The organism is Ramlibacter sp. JJN2-2R, from assembly GCF_057747835.1.
Genome location: NZ_CM173226.1, coordinates 2397089 through 2416086 on the forward strand (window position 1 = coordinate 2397089; position 18998 = coordinate 2416086).

Annotated in this window: 18 protein-coding genes; 7 read left to right on the plus strand and 11 right to left on the minus strand. The window is 66.5% G+C overall.

Translation table 11 applies throughout. The features are described from left to right. Positions 1 to 41: 41 nt before the first annotated feature. From AC3ANR_RS11690 to AC3ANR_RS11705, 4 genes are read right to left on the minus strand one after another with little or no spacing between them, the layout of a single operon-like run. Positions 42 to 1133, minus strand: a complete 1092-nt coding sequence (locus AC3ANR_RS11690) for a helix-turn-helix domain-containing protein (protein ID WP_488288283.1) — start codon at positions 1131 to 1133, stop codon at positions 42 to 44. Beyond that, entirely contained in the window at positions 1130 to 1741 is a 612-nt protein-coding gene (locus tag AC3ANR_RS11695; protein ID WP_488288284.1) for a hypothetical protein, read from the minus strand. Before AC3ANR_RS11695 ends, AC3ANR_RS11690 begins: the two co-directional genes overlap by 4 nt. A 54-nt stretch (positions 1742 to 1795) precedes the next feature. Next, a complete protein-coding gene (locus tag AC3ANR_RS11700) occupies positions 1796 to 3703 on the minus strand; it encodes a hypothetical protein (protein ID WP_488288285.1) in 1908 nt (635 codons plus the stop codon). Beyond that, positions 3700 to 4413 carry a hypothetical protein gene (locus AC3ANR_RS11705; protein WP_488288286.1) on the minus strand — a complete coding sequence of 238 codons (714 nt, stop codon included), beginning with the start codon at positions 4411 to 4413 and terminating at the stop codon, positions 3700 to 3702. Before AC3ANR_RS11705 ends, AC3ANR_RS11700 begins: the two co-directional genes overlap by 4 nt. A 296-nt stretch (positions 4414 to 4709) precedes the next feature. Here AC3ANR_RS11705 and AC3ANR_RS11710 point away from each other — a divergent pair, with 296 nt between their 5' ends. The 4 genes from AC3ANR_RS11710 to AC3ANR_RS11725 all read left to right on the plus strand — a co-directional run bounded on the left by AC3ANR_RS11710 (position 4710) and on the right by AC3ANR_RS11725 (position 8469). After that, complete coding sequence (locus AC3ANR_RS11710) at positions 4710 to 4937, plus strand: antitoxin Xre/MbcA/ParS toxin-binding domain-containing protein (RefSeq protein ID WP_488288287.1); 228 nt, start codon at positions 4710 to 4712, stop codon at positions 4935 to 4937. A 21-nt stretch (positions 4938 to 4958) separates the two neighbouring features. Continuing rightward, the gene (locus AC3ANR_RS11715; protein WP_488288288.1) at positions 4959 to 5684 is read left to right on the plus strand and encodes a hypothetical protein; all 726 of its coding nucleotides are present in this window, start codon (positions 4959 to 4961) and stop codon (positions 5682 to 5684) included. Positions 5685 to 5905: 221 nt separating this feature from the next. Beyond that, the gene (locus AC3ANR_RS11720; RefSeq protein WP_488291795.1) at positions 5906 to 7168 is read left to right on the plus strand and encodes a DarT ssDNA thymidine ADP-ribosyltransferase family protein; all 1263 of its coding nucleotides are present in this window, start codon (positions 5906 to 5908) and stop codon (positions 7166 to 7168) included. 20 nt (positions 7169 to 7188) lie between these two features. After that, on the plus strand, positions 7189 to 8469 hold the full coding sequence (locus tag AC3ANR_RS11725) for a macro domain-containing protein (RefSeq protein ID WP_488288289.1): 1281 nt from the start codon (positions 7189 to 7191) through the stop codon (positions 8467 to 8469). Positions 8470 to 8797: 328 nt separating this feature from the next. Here AC3ANR_RS11725 and AC3ANR_RS11730 read toward each other — a convergent pair whose 3' ends face one another. Then, positions 8798 to 9586 (minus strand): hypothetical protein, encoded by a 789-nt coding sequence (locus tag AC3ANR_RS11730; RefSeq protein ID WP_488288290.1) that lies wholly within the window; start codon positions 9584 to 9586, stop codon positions 8798 to 8800. A gap of 146 nt (positions 9587 to 9732) precedes the next feature. Further along, on the minus strand, positions 9733 to 10146 hold the full coding sequence (locus AC3ANR_RS11735) for an HAD domain-containing protein (protein ID WP_488288291.1): 414 nt from the start codon (positions 10144 to 10146) through the stop codon (positions 9733 to 9735). Positions 10147 to 10438: 292 nt separating this feature from the next. Here AC3ANR_RS11735 and AC3ANR_RS11740 point away from each other — a divergent pair, with 292 nt between their 5' ends. Further along, a complete protein-coding gene (locus AC3ANR_RS11740; protein WP_488288292.1) occupies positions 10439 to 11644 on the plus strand; it encodes a GAF domain-containing protein in 1206 nt (401 codons plus the stop codon). Then, complete coding sequence (locus AC3ANR_RS11745; RefSeq protein ID WP_488288293.1) at positions 11641 to 12591, plus strand: sensor histidine kinase; 951 nt, start codon at positions 11641 to 11643, stop codon at positions 12589 to 12591. The genes AC3ANR_RS11740 and AC3ANR_RS11745 overlap by 4 nt, the downstream gene beginning before the upstream one ends. A 188-nt stretch (positions 12592 to 12779) precedes the next feature. Here the strand turns inward: AC3ANR_RS11745 and AC3ANR_RS11750 are convergent, their stop codons facing one another. Next, the gene (locus tag AC3ANR_RS11750) at positions 12780 to 13226 is read right to left on the minus strand and encodes a host attachment protein (protein ID WP_488288294.1); all 447 of its coding nucleotides are present in this window, start codon (positions 13224 to 13226) and stop codon (positions 12780 to 12782) included. Positions 13227 to 13566: 340 nt separating this feature from the next. Then, positions 13567 to 14571 (minus strand): acetyltransferase, encoded by a 1005-nt coding sequence (locus tag AC3ANR_RS11755; RefSeq protein ID WP_488288295.1) that lies wholly within the window; start codon positions 14569 to 14571, stop codon positions 13567 to 13569. On the opposite strand from AC3ANR_RS11755, the gene AC3ANR_RS11760 reads away from it, so the two are divergent. Further along, positions 14570 to 15562, plus strand: coding sequence for a ribose-phosphate diphosphokinase (locus AC3ANR_RS11760; protein WP_488288296.1), 993 nt, complete (start codon positions 14570 to 14572; stop codon positions 15560 to 15562). The two genes, AC3ANR_RS11755 and AC3ANR_RS11760, sit on opposite strands and share 2 nt — an antisense overlap. Here AC3ANR_RS11760 and AC3ANR_RS11765 read toward each other — a convergent pair. From AC3ANR_RS11765 to polX, 3 genes are all read right to left on the minus strand, one after another. Then, positions 15517 to 16599, minus strand: coding sequence for a hypothetical protein (locus tag AC3ANR_RS11765; protein WP_488288297.1), 1083 nt, complete (start codon positions 16597 to 16599; stop codon positions 15517 to 15519). The two genes, AC3ANR_RS11760 and AC3ANR_RS11765, sit on opposite strands and share 46 nt — an antisense overlap. A 19-nt stretch (positions 16600 to 16618) precedes the next feature. After that, positions 16619 to 17119 (minus strand): CBS domain-containing protein, encoded by a 501-nt coding sequence (locus AC3ANR_RS11770; protein WP_488288298.1) that lies wholly within the window; start codon positions 17117 to 17119, stop codon positions 16619 to 16621. Positions 17120 to 17235: 116 nt separating this feature from the next. Beyond that, positions 17236 to 18990 (minus strand): DNA polymerase/3'-5' exonuclease PolX, encoded by a 1755-nt coding sequence (polX, locus tag AC3ANR_RS11775; RefSeq protein WP_488288299.1) that lies wholly within the window; start codon positions 18988 to 18990, stop codon positions 17236 to 17238. Positions 18991 to 18998 lie beyond the last annotated feature (8 nt).

Consider the following 18998-nt stretch of genomic DNA (forward strand, 5'->3'; position numbering starts at 1 on the left):
CGTGGCACGCGATGTCGCCATGGGGATTTCCAGCTGGGACTTCAGGCCGCGTGTCGCAAAGGCACCACCGTCCCGGCCGAGGGAATGTCGATCCCGACCAATCCGGCGAGCAGTGGCACGCCGACGCGCATTTCGCGCGCGACGGCTGCGATCGGAATTCCCAGCTGGTCGCGCATTACCTTCAGGCTATCGGCGACCACTTCAGGCTCCTCGCGGACCATCTCCGCATCTTCGCGCTCGCCCGTAGCTTCGCCGTGCCGATTCAAATACATGAAGCCGGCGCGCAGTTGCTGTTCCGAAAAAAGGCCGAGTTGATTGCCCCGGTAAAGAATGGCCGCCTTCGACATGCCCCAACGCAGCTTCAACTCGGCGATGCCCGCCCAGGACAATCCCTTGCCACGCAGCGCCAGCCTGTATTCGGCAGCGAATGTGCTTCGCGGAAGCAAGAGCGCGCTGGCAAAGCGGTTGGCCTGGGCCTCCGTCAGCCGATCACCCGTCATCACCCCAATGTGCAGCGCAAGGTGGCCGAGTTCATGCCCTATGCCGAAGCGTTCGCGGCAAGTAGATCGCCCCTGTGCGTTCAGCGCAATCAACGGGCGCTTCGTCGCGAAGGACACGGCATCGATTTCGGGCGCCAGGCCGCGCAGCCGCATGACGACCGCGCCAGCGTTCTCAGCGATCCGGGTCATGTTGCTCAGAGGTCCCTGGCCCAGCCCGAACGCCGCACGAAACAGTTCGGCGCCACGCTCGATCGACTCGCTCGAGGCCGGATCCGCTTCGGCCACGCCGTACGCAGGCAGTTCGATGTGCTCGTCCAGCACACCGACCATGCGTTTGAGCATCTCACCGCGGGCACGCGCGACGTGGCGCAATGACATCTTCGTTGTCAGTTGCCGGCGGAAATGGCATTGCTCGTCCACGATCGGATGCGGATCCACATGTCGGAAGAACTCCGGCATCACGCCCAGGTGCTCTGCCAGTGCGCACTCCAGCGCAGGCGTGACCGCCTCCGCGCCGTTTTCGATGCGGCTCAGGTATTGCTTCGACACGCCGACACGCTCACCGAGCTCGGTGAGCGATTGATCGTGAAAGAGTCGGATGAGTCGAAGGTTGGTTCCAATGAAGGCGGTCATCGCAAGACTTCGGATGCCGCGGCGTCGTCGCCAGAATCCTTCTTCTTCTTGGGCGCGACCGAGGGTTTGGCCACGTCGACTGCTTTGGGCGGCACCGTCTTGTCCGCGCGGCGAAGCATCCGTACTGTGTCGGACTCCCAGCGGCAAGCGACGCTGCCGCCCGGCGTGAAGCCGAGGAAGACCACGCGGGGTTCCTGGTCCTCGCTGTAGCCCCGATCGATCACGAAACAGAAGCGCCCGGGCTCGCCTTGACCAGCGAACTCAAGGAAGTCCATCTGGAAGCGACTGGCGGTCAAGACCGCGTCCTTCGACGGATTGCCCGGGTCGTCATTGCTGAACCGGCACGGGATGCCGGCGATGGTGAAGACCACGTCGTTGGCGCCAGTGCGGAGTTCCAGCCAGGGATACTTGCCCGACAGTGCTTCGGCCACCAGACGGCTACGCTGCCGGCCAAAGGTTGTGCACCCGCGCGTGTAGCCGCTATCCGTGTCGCGCACCAGGTCCGTATCGGTCGCGTACAGCTCTTCCAGGAGCATCTGCGAGACAACTGCCAATCGGGCGTTGGTCAGCTCGGGGTGGAAGGCGGAAGGCAGCGGCGTGGTGTCCATTTGTGCAAGATCCGAATTTCGTCAACCGGATTTTTGTGCAATTTATGAAGTTCGTCAACTACGGCTGAGATTTCGCTGAGCACATATCGCGCCCAGACCACGGACGGACACCTCCCGGTCAGCCTGCTTCAGGTCGCCCCCCTTTTTCGGCCGGGGGGCGCCTTCCCGCGAGGCGTCTGCTTGTTGACGCGACGGCCAGCCGCGTTTTTGCGCCGCCCAGACCTGCACCGGATCGCCCTGGTCCTCATACTCCTTCGTACGTTGCTTGCCCTGCCGAACGATCTCCGTGCGCACCGCCTGCTCATGGAAGCTGTGGGACCAGTGACCCGTGACATTTAGCGTGCCCACGGGGTCGGCGCCGTCAAACGTGCGCACCTTGAGCATGCGGTGGTCATGCTGCAGCAAGCCTAGAAAGGGAGTGCCTATGAGGTGCCAGCACTCGCGCAGGACGTCGTTCGTGTACTTGGCGTGGTCCATTTCGATGTAGGGTCGCTTGCCCAACTTCTCATTGCCTCGAACGGTCACCTTCTTGATGCCGACGGGCAGAGGAAGGCTCTCCGCGACACTGGGCAGGTATCCTGGCAGCGGGAAGCCATGCTCCGTTCGGCCTGCCCACTCGCGAGCCAGGACTTCCAGGGCGCTCGCGCTATAAAGCTCCGTTCGCGGCGCGCCATTGATATTGGCCAGGATCACTTCCACCAGCTCTCTAAGTTGATCGAGGCGCACGTCGTACCGGACTGCGGCTGCCGTTGGCTGGTGAACATGCTTGTCATCCGGCCCGCTGCCCGTCGTGCAACCGAGCTTGCGCAGCTCGATCTGCAGTTGTGCGAAGACTTGTTCCACCACATAGCGGGTGATCCAGCGACGCACCTTGCCGTACTCAATGTTCAGCCCCAGCAGACCGCACAGATAGACCAAGACCGCATCGGCATAGTGAGTGCAGTCGTTGTCCACGCGCAGCAGCCCGATGCGCAGACCTTCAAGAAATCCGGGTACGACGCCGCTTGGGAAGCCCGCGCCATGCTTGTAGCGCAGCTTCGGGACCGCCTTGAACTCCATCGGAGTCCAGGGCGTCAGGAGGTGATTGAACGTCTCCAGGAATTCGTCGGATGCGACGCGCGGACGCATCGATAGGTGGTAGGCCAGAATGCATCGGGGACGGTTCGAGACCAGCAGGCAGAGCGACATCCGCTCCAGCGGGATCACAATGCGCTGCCCCTCGTGCTCGAAGGAGACTGTTCCGATGAATGGCAACAGCTGTTCGTCGTAGCAGGCGATGTCGCACGGCAGCAGCGGCTCGAGCCAGCTGCGCTGTCCGCTGTTGGCGTCGAGGTTGTCATTGGCGTGCGGTCCGAGCAAGCGCACTCGCGCGTCATGGGGTGCTTCGTGGCGCACATACTCGTGCACGTACCTGCGCACCGACTCGTAGGCCATCGAGATGGTGCAGAACGGATATTCCGTGGCCGGGCACCCCTTGGCCCGCAGCGCATCGAGAAAGATCTTGTGGACCGCCTTGATGTCTATGGCGGCGGTGAGCAGACCGGGTTCGAGGCGGCGATTGAGCTCCGCGTCCATCGCCTTCTGTACGCCGTCATATTTCCTCAGGCACTGCGCAAAGCTGCCTGCGGTTCCATAGCCATCGAAGACGGTCTCCACCGTCGTGACGGCGGTGCGCACGTAGCTCCGTCCGTGCTCGCAGTCGGCCAGTGCACGAAATCCTCGGATGTTGCCGTCCTCGTGCGTCTCGAAGAACCGCCCCTCCAGATAGTGCAGATGCTGGCGGCCGACGCCGTAGGCCTTGTGTACTTCCTTGGGCTTGGCATCGCCCCACCACATCGTCAGGGCGGCTTGCAGACGTTCGTACCGAGGGGCCCTCTCGCCGAGCAGCAACCTGTCCGGAGGTGGAGCCTGTTTGAGATCGAGTTCCTGCAGGAAGACGATGCGGCTGGCTGTTCGTCTCATGCGGCCCTCCAGGGAGCAACTTCGGTCGCCAACGACAGCGGCCGCTCGGTCAGTTGCACCGTCAGTGCGCGGGTCTGATGCGCGCGCATGGTGGCGACGAACACGTGGGCGCGCGAGCCCGGCAGGCGCTCATAAATCTGGCCGAGGGTCAGAGCCCCAGCGGCCTCGACCTCTTCGTTGGCGTGTTGACTGAGCGCGCGAAGGTCCAGGGCGCGGAACTGCTTCAGGACAGAGCTGATGCTCAACCAATTCATCAGTGCGACGCGGTGGCGTAGCGCATCCTGCTCCTGGAACCAGGACCAGGTGTAGCCCACCTTCTGAGCGTGCTCCTGCTGGACCAATGCTTGTCGGGCAGCGCGTTCGTCCTCGCGAACGTCTTGCGAGTACTTGACCTCGATCAGGCCCCGCTGGCCGCGAAACCGCTGGATCATCAGATCCGGTTTGGATCCTGCGAAGCCGTCTCGTCCCAGCTCGGGAACGATCAGGTCAGGATCGGCGGTATACCAACTGATCTCCTGCGCCCACTCGGCATACAGTGTGGCGCCTAGCTGCAGCATGCTCGGCATTACCCAGTCCCGGTCGACCTTGGCCCCGTACAGGAAACTGATGTTGCCGGGCTTCTTGCCGCGCTTTCGGATCTCATCTCGCACGGCCTTGGCCGCCTTTAAAGGTTGGCGTCCTCGCGCGCTCTTCACCGCGGATGCGTCCATAGTGTGCGGATCCGCAAGCCTCGCTCGCAGTTGGCAAAACGCATCCACCGCGCTATATTGAGTGCGCGTCACCTGAGATGCATCTGTCAACCAGCTAGGGGCAGTCCGTTGCAGCGGCTGCCCTTAGTTCATTTGAGGGCCTGCGTCATCCATGCTCCTTTCTCGGAACATGAATAGATAGCCGCAGAGCCCGTCCGCGTCAAACTGCCGCGCGCCTTTGTCGCCTTGGGTATTAGCGGAGCGACCACGGTGAATCGATTTCCCGGGCGGAAAATCCCGCGAATGTGGAGGCCACGATGGACAACCATGAGAAGCTGCAGGTCTTGACCCACGAGGTCCAACGTATCGTGACCGAATCGGGCGACCCGAGCGCAGTCGATGCTGGCGAATGGCTGCAGCGATGGATCACCGAACCAGTGCCTGCACTAGGATTGCGGCGTCCGTGCGATCTACTGTCCGACCCTGCTGGATTCGAGGCGGTCTTGACCCTCCTCAGACGAATGCAGAGCAGCAGCTACTCCTGATCGACCATCGGACGATCCGATTTGCACCCCGCCTACCTGAACCAGTTGCCTGGCTGGCTGGCCGACCTTGTCAACGACACGGAAGCCGCCTCGGGCCTGTCTGTCGATGTGGTTGTCGACGCGGCTCGCGTACGCGACGGGGAGGATGCGCCCGGTCTGTTCGCCTGCGAGCTTGGAGCGACCTACGGACGCATCCTTACGCCGTTGGAGGGATATTTCCCTTATGGCGCCGTTGTTCACGAGCTGCTCCATCTTCGACGGCAACTGGTGCACGGTGTGCCGCGCCTTGTCTTTTCCGACGCTCACCTCAATGCGTGGCTGCCAGGGGTCGACACCGCAATCGCTCGGAACGACAACTTTCTGGAGCACCTTCTCATCATTCCTATTGAGCTCGAGTACGTTCCGCAGCGCGTTGCGTTCTGGGAGAGAAAGATCGAGCGCAGTTGGCGACATCTGCAAACGCTACCCCAATGGACCGCAGATGATGTGCGGATTGGCCTATCCATCTGGGTGCTGATGCGGCATGTGCTGCCGGGCAGTGCATGGACACAGCTTGGCCATGAGGTGATGGGCACCGGTAACCTGATCGACAGCGCAAACGCGGCGTTTGACTCGATGGTTCCCGTTCTGAACAACAAACCCGCACTGACCAAGGCTTGGTTTCAGGCCGCAGGCCTGCAGCCAGACGTGATCGACCTTGAATACCTCAGCCCACCCCTTTCCCATACTGAGCCACTCGTGAACTGATCTAAACTGCTCGCAGGCGACAGGCCCGCGCTTCCTCAGTGGTCGGAAAATTTCCGCGCTGCGCCTGAAATAGGCTGCGGAGCGCCCAAGTCCACCATGTACTGTGCCAGCGCTGCGTCGGTATGATCTAGCGCTGGAGGTGACCAGAATTGCCGATTCCACAAGAATTCCGCGGCCGATCAATCTACCACTTCACGCATATCGACAACCTACGGGGCCTCTTGGCCACGGGCCTACTGGCGAATAACCACCCAGACTTTCCGGCGACAGCACAGTCGATCGCAGAAGCCGGAATTCAGGCGCGGCGGTCGACGATGCGTGTCACCTGCGGACCGCGAGGGGTGGTCCATGACTACGTTCCGCTCTACTTCGGATCCGTCAGTCCTATGCTGCTTGGAGTGATCAACAAGAAGAATGTTGATCAAATGGACATTCTCTATCTAGAGTTTCCCATTGAACTGATTGAAGCAGATGATGTTGTGTTTACAAGCGCATCCGCGAACACACTTCAACCACCGGCCTTCTACTCCGATCCCGCTGATTTGAGTCGGCTGGATTGGGAAGCAATTGATTCGTTGAAATGGGGTGGAGATGATGATTTCCGTCACCGACGCATGGCTGAAATCCTTGTGCATGAACGGCTTCCACTGATGAGAGCACAACGGATCGTTGTGTGGAACGACAGTGTGCGGGCTAGCGTAGCCGAAATTCTCCAAGACGCGGGCGTGCAGATCCCGATTGAGTTTGAAAGTCGTTCTCGCAGGCATTGGTTCAACAATTTCCAAGAGAAGTCACTCGCGAGTCTTGTGATGGGGCCTAGAGAGATACGAATGCACTTCGATGCAGCCATTGAGGCTTTTGCGGAAAGGCCGGAGGTGGTGGAGGATGCTGAATTTGAAACTCCTCGCGCCCTCCTGGAGGCACTCAGGAAAAATTTTGGCTGTATCTCGGAAACAGCCGAGCTTGTCGGCCTGCGCTCCGCAAATGGCATGCATAAGCACACAGTTGACGTGCATACACAGCAGGTCGTTCGCCGATTGCTCGAACTCGACGAGTTTTCTGACTTTTCGACTTCGGTTCAGGCGCGAATCGAATTAGCCGCATATCTCCACGACATCGGAAAGGGTCCGAAATCCAGGTGGGCGGACAGTGGCGGGCTGCAGAAGGTTGATCCCAATCATCCGGTCAAGTCGCTCGATATGCTCGTGGATATCCTGACGACGCGCGTGAGGAAGGTGAAACCCGAGAACGCGCGATTCATAGCGTTGCTTGTTTGCTACCATGACCTCGTCGGGGAAGTGCTTGGTAAAGGGCGGAACGAGAGCCAAATCGTAGCCGTCGCTGCTTCGGAAGAAGAGCTGCGTGCACTCTTTGCGATTGGCAAAGCTGATGCAACCTCTCTTCAGGAAAGTTGGTGGGATGACGATGAGGCGTCAGCACTCTTCAATCGTTGTCTCGCAGAAATCGAGAGCGGAGCTTTGTGATTACCCAGGCGACAGGAAACATGTTTGACGCGGAGGTGGAAGCCCGCGTCAACACGGTCAACTGTGTTGGCGTAATGGGTGCCGGCGTGGCGCTGGCATTTAAGAAGCGGTACCCGGATATGTTCAAGGAATATCAGCGGGTTTGCGCGTCAGGCGAACTACGGCCGGGCAAACTGTTCGTGTGGCGTAGCCTCTCCGGTGATTGTGTCATCAATTTTCCGACCAAGCTGCATTGGCGTGAGCCGTCTCAATACGAGTACATTAAATCGGGCCTTGACGCTCTTCGAGGTCAGCTTATCGATCAACCTGTTCGACGCATAGCCGTACCGGCCCTTGGGTGTGGGCATGGAGGCCTCGACTGGGCCGTCGTTAAGCCAATGATTGTGGATTCTCTAGGGGGTCTTAGCACGGAGGTACTGCTCTATGAGCCCAGCGACTCCCGTGAACTTTCATACAAGGACAGAGAAACGCTCACACCAGACGACGAGCTTCAACTTCGCAGGCTCGGCTTCTCGTACTTAGACCAAGGAGTCCCATCTTCATTGCCGCTACCCCATGGCTCTACAAGCAGCGGCGACATTGAGCTGCTAAGTTCCGAGTGGTACGCTTTCCTGCACTCCGGTCAAGTTCAAGATAAGGAACTTGGAGCGATAGAGGCGATTGGAAGGGAACTGAAGAGGACGCGGCCGTCAGCTGTAGCCGCGCTCGTTTACATGGGGGCGTCGTCGCGCAACGTCGCGGAAGCCTTTCAAAATGCTGGTCTACGCACCGTCGTACTTCTTCCCTTCGGCCCCCTAGACCGAAGGAAGGCAGTTGGAGATTTACTTGTACCCAGTGGGCGCCTCGTCATTTCGTGCGCGTCTCCTGGAGCGGCCTGGAGCCGAGTGATCTTCGGAAGTGCAATGGATGCGCTTCGTGCTCATTCAATCGGCGCACTCATCTCGTCACCAGATCCTAGCTGGATCAAGTCAAGCAGCCTCGCCAAGTGGCGATCAAAGCCGGCTTTCTTCATACGCTACGAGGAAACGGATGCTGCAATGGTAGCTACTTTAGAGGGTCAAGGGTTCAGACAAGTGAAGCGGAAGGCCTCCGATGGCCTGCCGAACCTATCGGAATTTGTCGGAGGTTTCGATGGAGGCGAGTTGAAGTTCGTCCGGGTGAGACCGGAGATTTTGCGACGAATTGCCTCTTCACTTGAAACTGCGCACATCGAGTCTGTGCTGATCGAGCTTCCCGCAAAACTCGCGGACTCAGTCCAAGACGAAGATCTGCCTAGTCCGGTCTCCGAACGGCTAAATTGATCTACTGATGCGACAGGTGCTGGCGTGGCGCATGGACGCAGCTTGCCCATGAGGTGATGGGTGCGACGACCTTGATCGACAGCGGAAACGCGGCGCTTGCCTCACTGGTTCCAGTGCTGCACGACAAGCCCGCACTCGCAACGGCTTGGTTCCATGCCGCGGGGTTGCCGGCAGGCGGGATCGCCCTTCAATACCTTACCCACGGGTCTGCCATACTGAGCCACCCTTGCACTAGTGGGATTTGCCGGTGCCGCCCGTACATCCCCCACGCCATGGCCAACCGATGCGGGGGGCCTCGAGTGAACCACGAGCTTCGATGAGGCGAACGTTAGCGACGCGTCCAGACCCTGATGGTCGGACGATGCAGGCGCTCTTCAGTCCATGCTTCCAACTGTCGAACCACGGACTCGTGCTTACTCTTGAACGAATTGCATCGCATGAACTCCAGGTCCATCCAGAACGCGGTAACCGACTGGATCATCTGCTCCAGAACGGCCTCGGGGAGCGTGATGCTGTTGAACGAAGGATGCTTGGGCGCATCCGGGCGGGCGGCAATCAGGAACGGGCCAGGCTGCACGGTCTGCCCAGGAGCGAGCCAGTTCATCCACAAGGACGGCGCCAGGACATGCACGCGCTCTGCCGACGGGCCGTCGCCATGTCGGATGGCGTTCCCAAGATTTTGCAGTAGGTCAAGGTCTTCGTACGAATCGAGCGCGGCGACGGGAATACTGAGAAGCCGCTCAAAGTGAGACTGCAGGCTCTTTGGCCCGCTGGCCCAAGTGGCCCTTTGCAGCGCGCTTGCTTCGGCGCCACCGCATAGGCGGCGCTCGCGACTTAGAAGTAGAGCGCGCAGCCCGCGCTCCCACATCGCCTGAACCGTCAGCAGGTACCCTTCTACCGTTGCGTGGAATAGGTCGGCGAGATCGCTCTCGAAGAACTCTGAGCCAGGGCTTTCGCTTCGTGCGTTCTCCTCAATTTCTCTATCCAGTGCAGACAGGGAGGGGCGAACGACGGAGCTTTCGAACAGTTGAAGCGCCCGAACATGTTCGCCTGGAAAGCCAAGCGATTCGTGGTCAAGGAGTACGAACTGTTGGATGTCGAAGTCTGACTTTCTCATGTTTGCGTGCGCGGGCCAAGGTCCGCAATGACGGTGCGATGGTGGATGTCCGGGTCGCGCAGATGCTTGTGGGTCAGCACGTCGCGTCGTGCGGGCATTTCCCCTCTCAACTGGGCGTAGCCCGCGACTGCTGTCTGCTGGACGCTCTACCTCGTAGCGACCCATCCGCGCGTTCGGTCCCGAACGGCGCGATCCGAGATGCCTTGCGAGCCATCGCATATGACCACGTGCCCGGGGAGGTCCTTCGAGAACTCAGCCGACTCGTCGTCGACCACGAGCCAGTCCCGAATGTCTGGTCTCGAGCCCAGGAAGAAGAGGATTGCTTTGGGCCCCGGTCCAACGCTGCCGATCAACCGGCTGCCAACGGGGCCGAGAAACTCGCGCAGCTCGTTCAGCTGGAATCTCTCTGCCCACGAAGAGTGCACTGCGATCATCACGTCCGGCGCCGCTGACAGACGCGTGGCAAGCTCTGGTACCCCCTCGAACGGCAATGACACGCCGGGTTTCTTGACGACGGGGTGCAGTACGCCGCCGAAATCAAGGAAGAGCAGCCGTTTCATGCTCAGCATGGTAGGAGATTGCGCCGTAAACTTCCGGCAAACAGGTGCTCAGCAGTTCGGTTCGTCACGAACTTTCATTGCTCCGACGGTTTGTCAACAGAATGGGTTGTGGCAAGTCAAGGAATTTGTTTGGAGAGGTACTTGATGACACTTCGGGGATCCCCCGTCCCGCGCGAACTTTCGTCAAAGGAATCGCTAGAACCGCTTGCAGCGCGGCCCCCCGCGCCCAACGAGAATCCCCGCCGATGACCCACACCACTTCGCGCCTGGAAGCCTTGGTGGGCCGCCGCGCATGACGGTCGAGACCCAGCAGCCCGCCGAGCTCCCGAACCTGGACACCTGCGCGCAGGAACCGATCCACATCCCCGGCGCGATCCAGCCGCACGGCGCGCTGTTCGTCCTCGACCACGGCGCGCTGGCCGGCTGGAGCGCCAACGCACCGGACTTTTTGCATAGCCGGTTCGACCTCGGCCTGCCGCTCGACGGCATCGGCCTGGCGACCCATCTGGCGTCGGGCCTGGCGGACGACCTGGCGCAGGCCCAGGGCAATCCCGGCGTGCCGTTCGTGCACGAGCTAGAGCACGACGGCCAGCCCTGGTCGCGGCTGGTCCACCACCACGAAGGCCGCGACGTCGTCGAATTCGAGCGCCGCCTGGCCGGGCCGGTGCCGATGCGCACGCGGCTGTTCACCACGCTGCGCAGCGAGCTGGACACCGTGCGTGTGCTGGCCGAGTGCACCGCGCAGATCCGCGCCTGGACCGGCTTCGACCGCGTGATGGCCTACGTCTTCCAGCCGGACAACAGCGGCGACGTGGTGGCCGAGTCGCGCGTGGACGCGATCGACTCGTTCCTGAACATGCGCTTTCCGGCCAGCGACATCCCGGCGCAGGCCCGGCGGCTGTACACGCTGAACACGCTGCGCCTGATCCCGGACATCGGTTACGAGCCGGTGCCGCTGCTCGCTGCCGCCGGCGCGCGCCCTGTCGACCTGTCGTACGCGGTGCTGCGCAGCGTCTCGCCGATCCACGTCGAGTACCTGCGCAACATGGGCGTGGGCGCCTCGATGAGCGTGTCGATCGTGGTGGACGGCAAGCTCTGGGGCCTGTTCGCGTGCCACCACCGCACGCCGCACCACGTCTCGCACGAGGCGCGCGAAGCCTGCGACGCCCTGGCGCAGTTCGTCTCGTCCCGCGTGCAGGCGCTGCAGAGCCACCGGCAGGCGATGCATGCCGAGGAAGCGGCCCACGCCATCCCGGCGCTGATCGGCGCGGCCTCCGGCGCGGAGGATCTGCTGCGCGCCATCGCCGACCATGCGCCGGTGCTGCAGCGCGTGCTGCGCTGCGACGCGATCGTCGCCTCGCACCAGGGCAAGGTCATCGCCTCGGCCGGCCTGCCGCACGAACTCGCGGCGGCCATCGTCACCCAGATCCCGGCCGACGGCTCGGACCTGCATCCTTCGAGACGCGCGAGCAGTGGCCCGAGCCGCTGCGGGCCGTGATCGGCGACCACGTGGGCGCGCTCGACATCGTGTTCGGTGCCGCGAACAACGGCCGCCTCGTGGCCTTGCGGCGCGAACAGGTCAGCACGGTGCGCTGGGGCGGCGCGCCCGAGAAGGTCTTCCAGGTCGGGCCGCACGGGCCGCGCCTGACGCCGCGCGGCAGCTTCGCCGAATGGAAGGAGACCGTGCGCGGCCGCTGCTCACCCTGGCAGGAGCCCACGCGCGGCATCGCCCGCCAGTTGCAGGGCGAACTGGCGCGCCTGTGCCTGGCGCGCCAGTCCGAGATGCAGCAGGCGCGCCAGCACCTGCTGGCCATGCTCGGCCACGACCTGCGCGACCCGCTGCACGCCATCCGGATGGCGGCCTCGGTGCTGCAGCGCGAGGACAGCAGCCGCGCTTGGGGCCACCGCATCGACAACTCCACCGGCCGCATGCAGCGGCTGATCACCCAGGTGCTGGACTTCAGCCGGGCCGAGGCCGGCCAGCGCATGCTGGGCGAGGCGCGGCCGTTCGACCTGGCCGTGGTCGCCGACGACCTGGTGGACGAGGCGCGCACCGGGCATCCCGGCGTGGAGTTCGCCCTCGACATCCAGCGGCCGGCGGTCTGGAGCGGCGACCGCGAGCGCGTCACCCAGGCGATGACCAACCTGCTGAGCAACGCCCGGCACTACGGCGCGCCCGGCCGTCCCATCGGCCTGCAGGTGCGCGTCGCCGGCCCGGTGGCGACGGTGGTGGTGCGCAACACCGCGCCCGAGATCGACCCGGCCATCGTCGCCAACCTGGCCGACCCGTTCAAGCCGCGCGCCCAGGCGCCCAGCAACCGCACCGGCCTGGGCCTCGGGCTGTTCATCGCCAACCGCATCGCACGCGAAACCGGCGGTAGCCTCGGCTACGCGCATCGCCAAGGCGAGGTCGTCTTCACGCTGGAACTGCACGCGGGCGCCTGAGGCCGCGCGGGTGGCGCACCCGCCGCCCCTCCCCTGCCCCGGCGTGGATCATCGAGCGGCGCGAGGGCGGACTCCGACGCCGCTTCAGTGCGCCGCTTCAGTGCGCCGCTTCAGTGCGCCGCTTCAGTGCGCCGCTTCAGTGCGCCGCTTCAGTGCGCCGCTTCAGTGCGCCGCTTCAGTGCGCCGCTTCAGTGCGCGGCGGCCAGCGCGTGCCGCACGCGCTCCTCGATCTCGCCCAGCGGCAACGGGCTCAGGTCCAGGTCATGCGTGCCGGCCAGATGGCGTTGCGTCGCCTCGCCGAGATGCGTCTTCAGCTCGCCCAGGAACGGGCTGGCGGCGAACACGTGCAGGCTGTGCAGGCGCCCCTGGCGGGCGGCATCCTCGAGATACGCCGCGATCTCCGCGGCGAAGTGCAGGTGCTCCTTGCGCTGCGGGCTCACCCGGGCTTCGTAGGCGCCGGCGCCGGGCCGCCGGTCGGTGGCCTCGCGTCCGCGCTCGTCGTCGCCCAGCACGCTGCTGCGCACGCGGCTGTCGGGATGGTGGAAGGCGTGCAGCACGACCATGGGCGAGCCCGCTTCGTGTTGCAGCAGGCGCGCCTGGGCGGCGTTGGCCACGAGGATCCATTCGGCTTGCATCGGAATCTCCTTGGTGAACCCACGATAGGCCTGCCTGCCCACGCGCGGTTGACCCGCATCAAGGCGGCGTGGGTCCGGGCGCCCCGCGCGCCGGCGGGCGGCCGACTTGCGTCGGCGCAAGGTGCCGCGCGGCGGCCGCGGACATGCTTGGCGTGTCCGCCCGACCGCCATGGCCCTGCTCCAGCTGCTCCATCGTGCACCACCGTTCGTGCCCACGCGATCGTCCAGGCCGCTTCAACCGTTCGGGCTGAGCTTGTCGAAGCGGGGGGCGGACCCTCGACCGGCTCGGTCCGAGCGAACCCTCACGAGACGCATCGCGCCCGACCGGCCGGCCCGCGCGTCAGTCCGTCCGCGCGAAGGCGGCCTCGAACGCGGCGGCGAACCGGTCGAGCTCGGCCTCGGGAAGGTCGTCGATGCCGGCGGCCGCGGCCCGGCCCCCGCCACTGGCGAACTGCAGGCAGAACTGGTCCGCCCCGACCGGATGGCGGCGCGGCGCCCGCACGCTCGCCACCAGGCCGCGGCCCACGCCCGGCACCAGCACGGCGACGGCGGCCCCGGGCTCGCGCTCGGCAAGCGCGCTCGCCAGCGCGCCATGCACGCGCCGCGCCCAGGCGGCGTCCGGCAGCAGGACCAGGCGGGCGCCGCGCGCGGTCCGCAGTGCCGGCACGCGCAGGCCCTGCGCCACGTCCTCGCCACGCTGGCGCACCAGCGCGGCCGCCACCGGTTCGGCATCGAGGAAGGCCAGCGGATCGGCGTACGGCTGCATCCGCCGGTACAGCTCGGCCGGCGCGATCAGCAGGTCCGTCTCCGTCTCGCCATAGGCGTTGTAGTTGATCGCCTCGCCGAGGTCGCGCAGCCGCGCGATCTGCGCCGCGCCATGGCCGCAGTCGCGTGCCAGCCGCTCGCCCGCCAGCGCCAGGCTGTCGCCGAAGGCACCCACGGCGGCCCAGGCGCGCTGCCGCCCGCCGAGTTCGCGATCGACCAGCAGGCTGGTGCACGTGTCCGGGGAGAGGTCGAGCAGCAGGTGCAGGTTCGGATGGACCACCGGGTCCGCGGCGTGGTGGTGGTCGACATAGAAGACGCGCGCGCCGGCTTCCAGCAGCCGCAGCAGCGCGGCCCGGTTGCGATCGAGCGAGATGTCCAGCACCGTGACGTCGTCGCCCGCCCCCGCCTGCACGCGCGCCAGCAGGCCGATGTCGCGCTTGGTGCCCGTCACCAGCGTCGCCGCCCGGGGATGCGCCAGGCGCAGCTGGTGCAGCGCGCACAGCCCGTCGGCGTCGCCGTTCGCCACGTCCACCGGACTGCCGCCGGGCGCGGCATCCAGCCACCAGGGAGTTCCCGCCATGTCAGACACCGGCCCCCTCCTCTTCGTGATGCAGGCCATCCGGCCCTGGGGTGAAGCGGTCGCGCGCGAGCTGGGCGTCACGCCCGCCAGCCACGAGGAGCGGCACTTCGAGGACGGCGAGGGCAAGCTGCGCCCGCTGGTCAACGTGCGCGGCCGCGACGTGTACGTGCTGCAGGCACTGCACGGCGATCCGCCCGAGACGGTGCACGACCGGCTGTGCCGGCTGCTGTTCTTCGTCGGCGCGCTGCGCGACGCCTCGGCCGCGCGCGTGACAGTGGTGGTGCCCTACCTCGCCTACGCGCGCAAGGACCGCAAGACCAAGCCACGCGATCCCGTCACCACGCGCTACGTCGCCGCGCTGTTCGAGGCCGTGGGCACCGACTGCCTGGTGACGCTGGACGTGCACAACCTGGCCGCGTTCCAGAACGCGTTCCGCTGCCGCACCGAGCACCTCGAAGCGGTCGGCCCCTTGGTCCGGCACATGGCGCCCGTCGTCGGCACGCGCGAGGCGGTCGTGGTCTCGCCCGATGCCGGCGGCGTGCACCGGGCCGACCAGTTCCGCGAACGGCTGGCGCAGGCCCTGGGGCGGCCGGTTGCCGCGGCCTTCGCGGAGAAGCACCGCAGCCAGGACGTGCTGAGCGGCGAGCTGCTGGTGGGCGACGTCGAGGGCCGCTGCGCCATCGTGGTGGACGACCTGATCAGCACCGGCGGCACCATCGTGCGCACGGCCCAGGCGTGCCGGCGGCGCGGGGCGACCGCCGTCTATGCGGTCGCCACGCACGGCCTGTTCTCGGCCGACGCGGCCGCGGTGCTCGGCGCCGCGGACCTGGCCGGCCTGGTGGTGACCGACAGCATCGGCGGCGTGCGGCTCGGCCCCGGGCCGGCGCGCGACCGGCTGTCCGTCGTCGGCACGGCGGCGCTGGTGGGCGAGGCGATCCGGCGGCTTCATGCGGGCGGCTCGCTGGTGGACCTGCTGGCGGCACCCGGCTGATTCGGCGCCGCCGAGGCGGCCTCGAGGTGATGCGACGCCAGCTGCAGGGCCTGCTGCGCCTGCTCGCGCCAGCGCGGATCGCTCCGGTAGCGCGCTTCGAGCAGATGGCCGATGGCCAGCCGCGCCCGGGTGCGCGCCCGGCAGCTGCGGAAGAAGTGCAGCAGCGGCGGCGCCACCGCATCGCCGCTGCAGCGCTGCCAGCTGCCGAGCAGGGCCTCGCCCAGGGACGCGGCCCCGGCGCGCTCGCACTCGAGGGCGAGGAAGGCCACTTCGTCGGCGCAGTCCAGGGTGCGCAGTTCGGGCGAGAACTCCAGGCAATCGATGATGGCCATCGGCTCGCCCAGCCAGACGTGGTCGGGCCGCAGGTCGCCATGGCCCTCCACCACCCGCCCGCGCGCCACGCGCTCGTCGAGCAGGCCCGCGTGGTCGGCCATCCAGCGCCGCTGGCCCGCGCACAGGGCGCGCACGACTGGTGCCGGCAGCGCCAGCGCCGGATCGGCCAGGACCGCCTCGTCGGCCTCGAGCTGGCGCGCCAGCAGCGCCCGCCAGGCCGGGCCATCGAGTCCGGCCGGCGGCAACGTCCGCTGGAATGCGTGCAGGCGCGCGGCGATGCGTTCCATGTCGGCCGCGCTCGCCTCGCCCGTGCGCAGGCGGGCACCGAGCATCAGCCCGGCCGGCAGGCGCCGCATCTGCAGCAGCCAGTCCACGGTTTCGCCGGCCCCGTCGACGCGCAGCTGCCCGTCCGCGCCACGCACCACCGGCACCATGGCCAGGTACACGTCGGGCGACAGGCGCCGGTTCAGGCGCAGCTCCTCGAGGCAGTGCCGATGCCGCGCCGCCAGCGATCGCAGGTCCACGCCGCCGAGGCGGATCGCCTTCTTCAGCTTCCAGGCATGGCGCTCGGTGAGGAACACCCAGGACAGGTGGGTCTCGATCACCTCGACGCGGCCGGCCGGCTCCGGGTACGCCTGCGGCAGGCGAAGCGCGTCGGCCGCCTGCGGTGGGGCGACGGGCCGCGCCAGCTCGCCGGGGTCCACGACGCCGCCCGCGGGGTGCCTAGGGTTCGTTGCGCGTGAGATAGAGCACCGGCGCCGTCGCATCGGCGGTGTCGGCCGAGGTCCGGCTGCTCTCCAGCACGAAGCCGGTGCGCAGGGCCGCCGCCAGGCTGTCGAGCTCGCCGGCGATGGCCTCGATCACGTCGTCGGACGACACCAGGCCCACCAGCGAGCCGTCCGCGCGCATCACCAGCACCCGGCGCACGCCCGAGCGGCGCATCGCGCCCAGCGCCTCCTGCAGGCCGGCGTCCGCCGGCACGGCCACCAGGTCGCGGTCGCGCAGCGTGCCGATCTTGCGTTCGCGCGGGTCGATGCCCTGCGCGATCACCTCGACCACGATGTCGCGGTCGGTGACGACCCCGGTGATGCGGCCCTTCTCGCCCGGGTCGGTCACCACCAGGGCGCCGACATGCTCCTCGCGCATGAGGCTCGCGGCCTGCTGCAGCGTGGCTTCGCCGGAGATGCTCACCACCTCGCGGCGGCAGAGGTTGCTGATCTTCATCGCGGGCTCCCGGTTCGTCCTGTGAGATCGCAGCCTAGTCCCGCGCCCAGCCGCGGGCCTTGCGTGGGATCAAGCCGGCACGCGCGGCCGTGGCGACGGCCCCGTGTCGCCGCGGGTCAGGCGACGGCTTCGTCGCGGGCGGCCGTCCCCATCGACGCGCGCAGCTGCCGCAGCAGGCGCGGCAACGGCAGGGCGTTCAGGACGTCCGCGGCCCGCAGCCAGCCGCGCCGCGCCTGCGCGACGCCCTCGTCCAGCAGGTCCAGGTCGCCGGCCGCGTGCGCATCGGTGGCGATGCTCACCAGCACGTGTTCGTCGCGGGCCAGCCGGCACGCCACGTCGTCGAGGTCCAGCCGCTTGGGCTGCGCGTTCAGCTCCAGGAAGCAGCCGCGCTCGCGCGCATGCCGCACCACGCGCTGCAGGTCGATGTCGCAGCCGGCGCGCTCGCCCAGCAGCCGACCGGTCGGGTGCGCGAGGATGCTGAAGTGCGGGTGGTCCATGGCCCGCAGCAGGCGGCCGGTCTGGCGCTCGCGCGGCAGGTCGAAGGCGCCGTGCACCGCGCCGACGACGAGGTCGAGCCGGCCGAGCAGCCGGTCCGGCAGGTCGAGCGAGCCATCCTCCAGGATGTCGACCTCCACCCCCTTGAGCACGCGGATCCCGTGCAGCCCGGCATTGAGGGCATCGATGCGGTCGATCTGCCGGGCCAGGCCGTCGGCATCGAGCCCGCCCAGCACGGCGATGCGGCGGCTGTGGTCGGTGATGGCCAGGTAGCGCAGGCCGCGCGCGCGTGCCGCCTCGGTCATGGCCTCGAGGCTGTCGCGCCCGTCGCTGTCGGTCGTGTGCGCGTGCAGGTCGCCGTGCAGGTCCTTGCGCTCGACCAGGTCGGGCAGTTCGCGGCGCGACGCCGCCTCGATCTCGCCGCGATCCTCGCGCAGCTCCGGGGTGATCCACGGCAGCCCGAGCGCGTGGTAGACCGATACCTCGGTGCCGCCGGCCACCCGCTGCGAGCCGCGGAACAGGCCGTATTCGTTCAGCTTGCACCCCTGGTCGACGGCCAGCCGGCGCAGGTGGATGTTGTGCGCCTTCGAGCCGGTGAAGTACATCCACGCCGCGCCGAAGCTCGCCGGCCGCACCACGCGCAGGTCCACCTGCATGCCGTTGCGCAGCAGCACGCTGGCCCGCGTGGGTCCCAGCGCCAGCACGCGGGCCACGGGCTCCAGCTCGGTGAAGCGCTGCGTGGCCGGCGTGCCGGCCCGCGCCGTGACCAGCAGGTCCAGGTCGCCCACCGTCTCGCGGCAGCGCCGCAGGCTGCCAGCCGCCACGGCCTCTTGCACGCCGGGCAAGGCGCGCAGCGGCGCCAGCAGCGACGCGGCCACCTCCCGGCCCCAGCGCAGCGGATGGCGCCTCGGCGATTCGAGCTGGTGGCGCACGGCATCCAGCAGCCGCTGCTGCAGCTTGGGACCGAAGCCCGGCACGCCCACGAGCCGTCCTTCCTCGGCCGCCGCCCGCAGGTCGGCCAGCGTCGTGATGCCGAGTTGCCGGCGCAGGGCCTGCGTCCGCTTCGCGCCCAGCCCGGGCAACTGCAGCAGCTGGGCGACGCCCGCCGGCACCTGCAGGCGCAGGGCGTCGAGCTGGGCGCAGGTGCCGGTGGCCGACAGCTCGGCGATCTTGCCGGCCAGGTCGGCGCCGATGCCCGGCAGGTCGTCCAGCGATTGTCCCTGGGCCAGCAGCACGTCCACCGGCGTGGCCAGCCCGTCGATGGTGCGCGCGGCCGTGCGGTAGGCGCGGATGCGGAAGGCATTGGCGCCCTGCACTTCGAGCAGGTCGGCGATCTGGTCGAGCGACGCTGCGATGTCGGCGTTGACGGCGGCCATGCGATCCA

Bases quoted from the DNA above. Each gene is read 5' to 3' on its own strand.
- AC3ANR_RS11690 (WP_488288283.1), bottom strand. From the start codon at position 1,133: ATGACCGCCTTCATTGGAACCAACCTTCGACTCATCCGACTCTTTCAC.
- AC3ANR_RS11740 (WP_488288292.1), top strand. From the start codon at position 10,439: ATGACGGTCGAGACCCAGCAGCCCGCCGAGCTCCCGAACCTGGACACC.
- AC3ANR_RS11750 (WP_488288294.1), bottom strand. From the start codon at position 13,226: ATGCAAGCCGAATGGATCCTCGTGGCCAACGCCGCCCAGGCGCGCCTG.
- AC3ANR_RS11770 (WP_488288298.1), bottom strand. From the start codon at position 17,119: ATGAAGATCAGCAACCTCTGCCGCCGCGAGGTGGTGAGCATCTCCGGC.
- AC3ANR_RS11695 (WP_488288284.1), bottom strand. From the start codon at position 1,741: ATGGACACCACGCCGCTGCCTTCCGCCTTCCACCCCGAGCTGACCAAC.
- AC3ANR_RS11705 (WP_488288286.1), bottom strand. From the start codon at position 4,413: ATGGACGCATCCGCGGTGAAGAGCGCGCGAGGACGCCAACCTTTAAAG.
- AC3ANR_RS11755 (WP_488288295.1), bottom strand. From the start codon at position 14,571: ATGGCGGGAACTCCCTGGTGGCTGGATGCCGCGCCCGGCGGCAGTCCG.
- AC3ANR_RS11710 (WP_488288287.1), top strand. From the start codon at position 4,710: ATGGACAACCATGAGAAGCTGCAGGTCTTGACCCACGAGGTCCAACGT.
- AC3ANR_RS11760 (WP_488288296.1), top strand. From the start codon at position 14,570: ATGTCAGACACCGGCCCCCTCCTCTTCGTGATGCAGGCCATCCGGCCC.
- AC3ANR_RS11735 (WP_488288291.1), bottom strand. From the start codon at position 10,146: ATGAAACGGCTGCTCTTCCTTGATTTCGGCGGCGTACTGCACCCCGTC.
- AC3ANR_RS11730 (WP_488288290.1), bottom strand. From the start codon at position 9,586: ATGAGAAAGTCAGACTTCGACATCCAACAGTTCGTACTCCTTGACCAC.
- AC3ANR_RS11725 (WP_488288289.1), top strand. From the start codon at position 7,189: ATGTTTGACGCGGAGGTGGAAGCCCGCGTCAACACGGTCAACTGTGTT.
- polX (WP_488288299.1), bottom strand. From the start codon at position 18,990: ATGGCCGCCGTCAACGCCGACATCGCAGCGTCGCTCGACCAGATCGCC.
- AC3ANR_RS11700 (WP_488288285.1), bottom strand. From the start codon at position 3,703: ATGAGACGAACAGCCAGCCGCATCGTCTTCCTGCAGGAACTCGATCTC.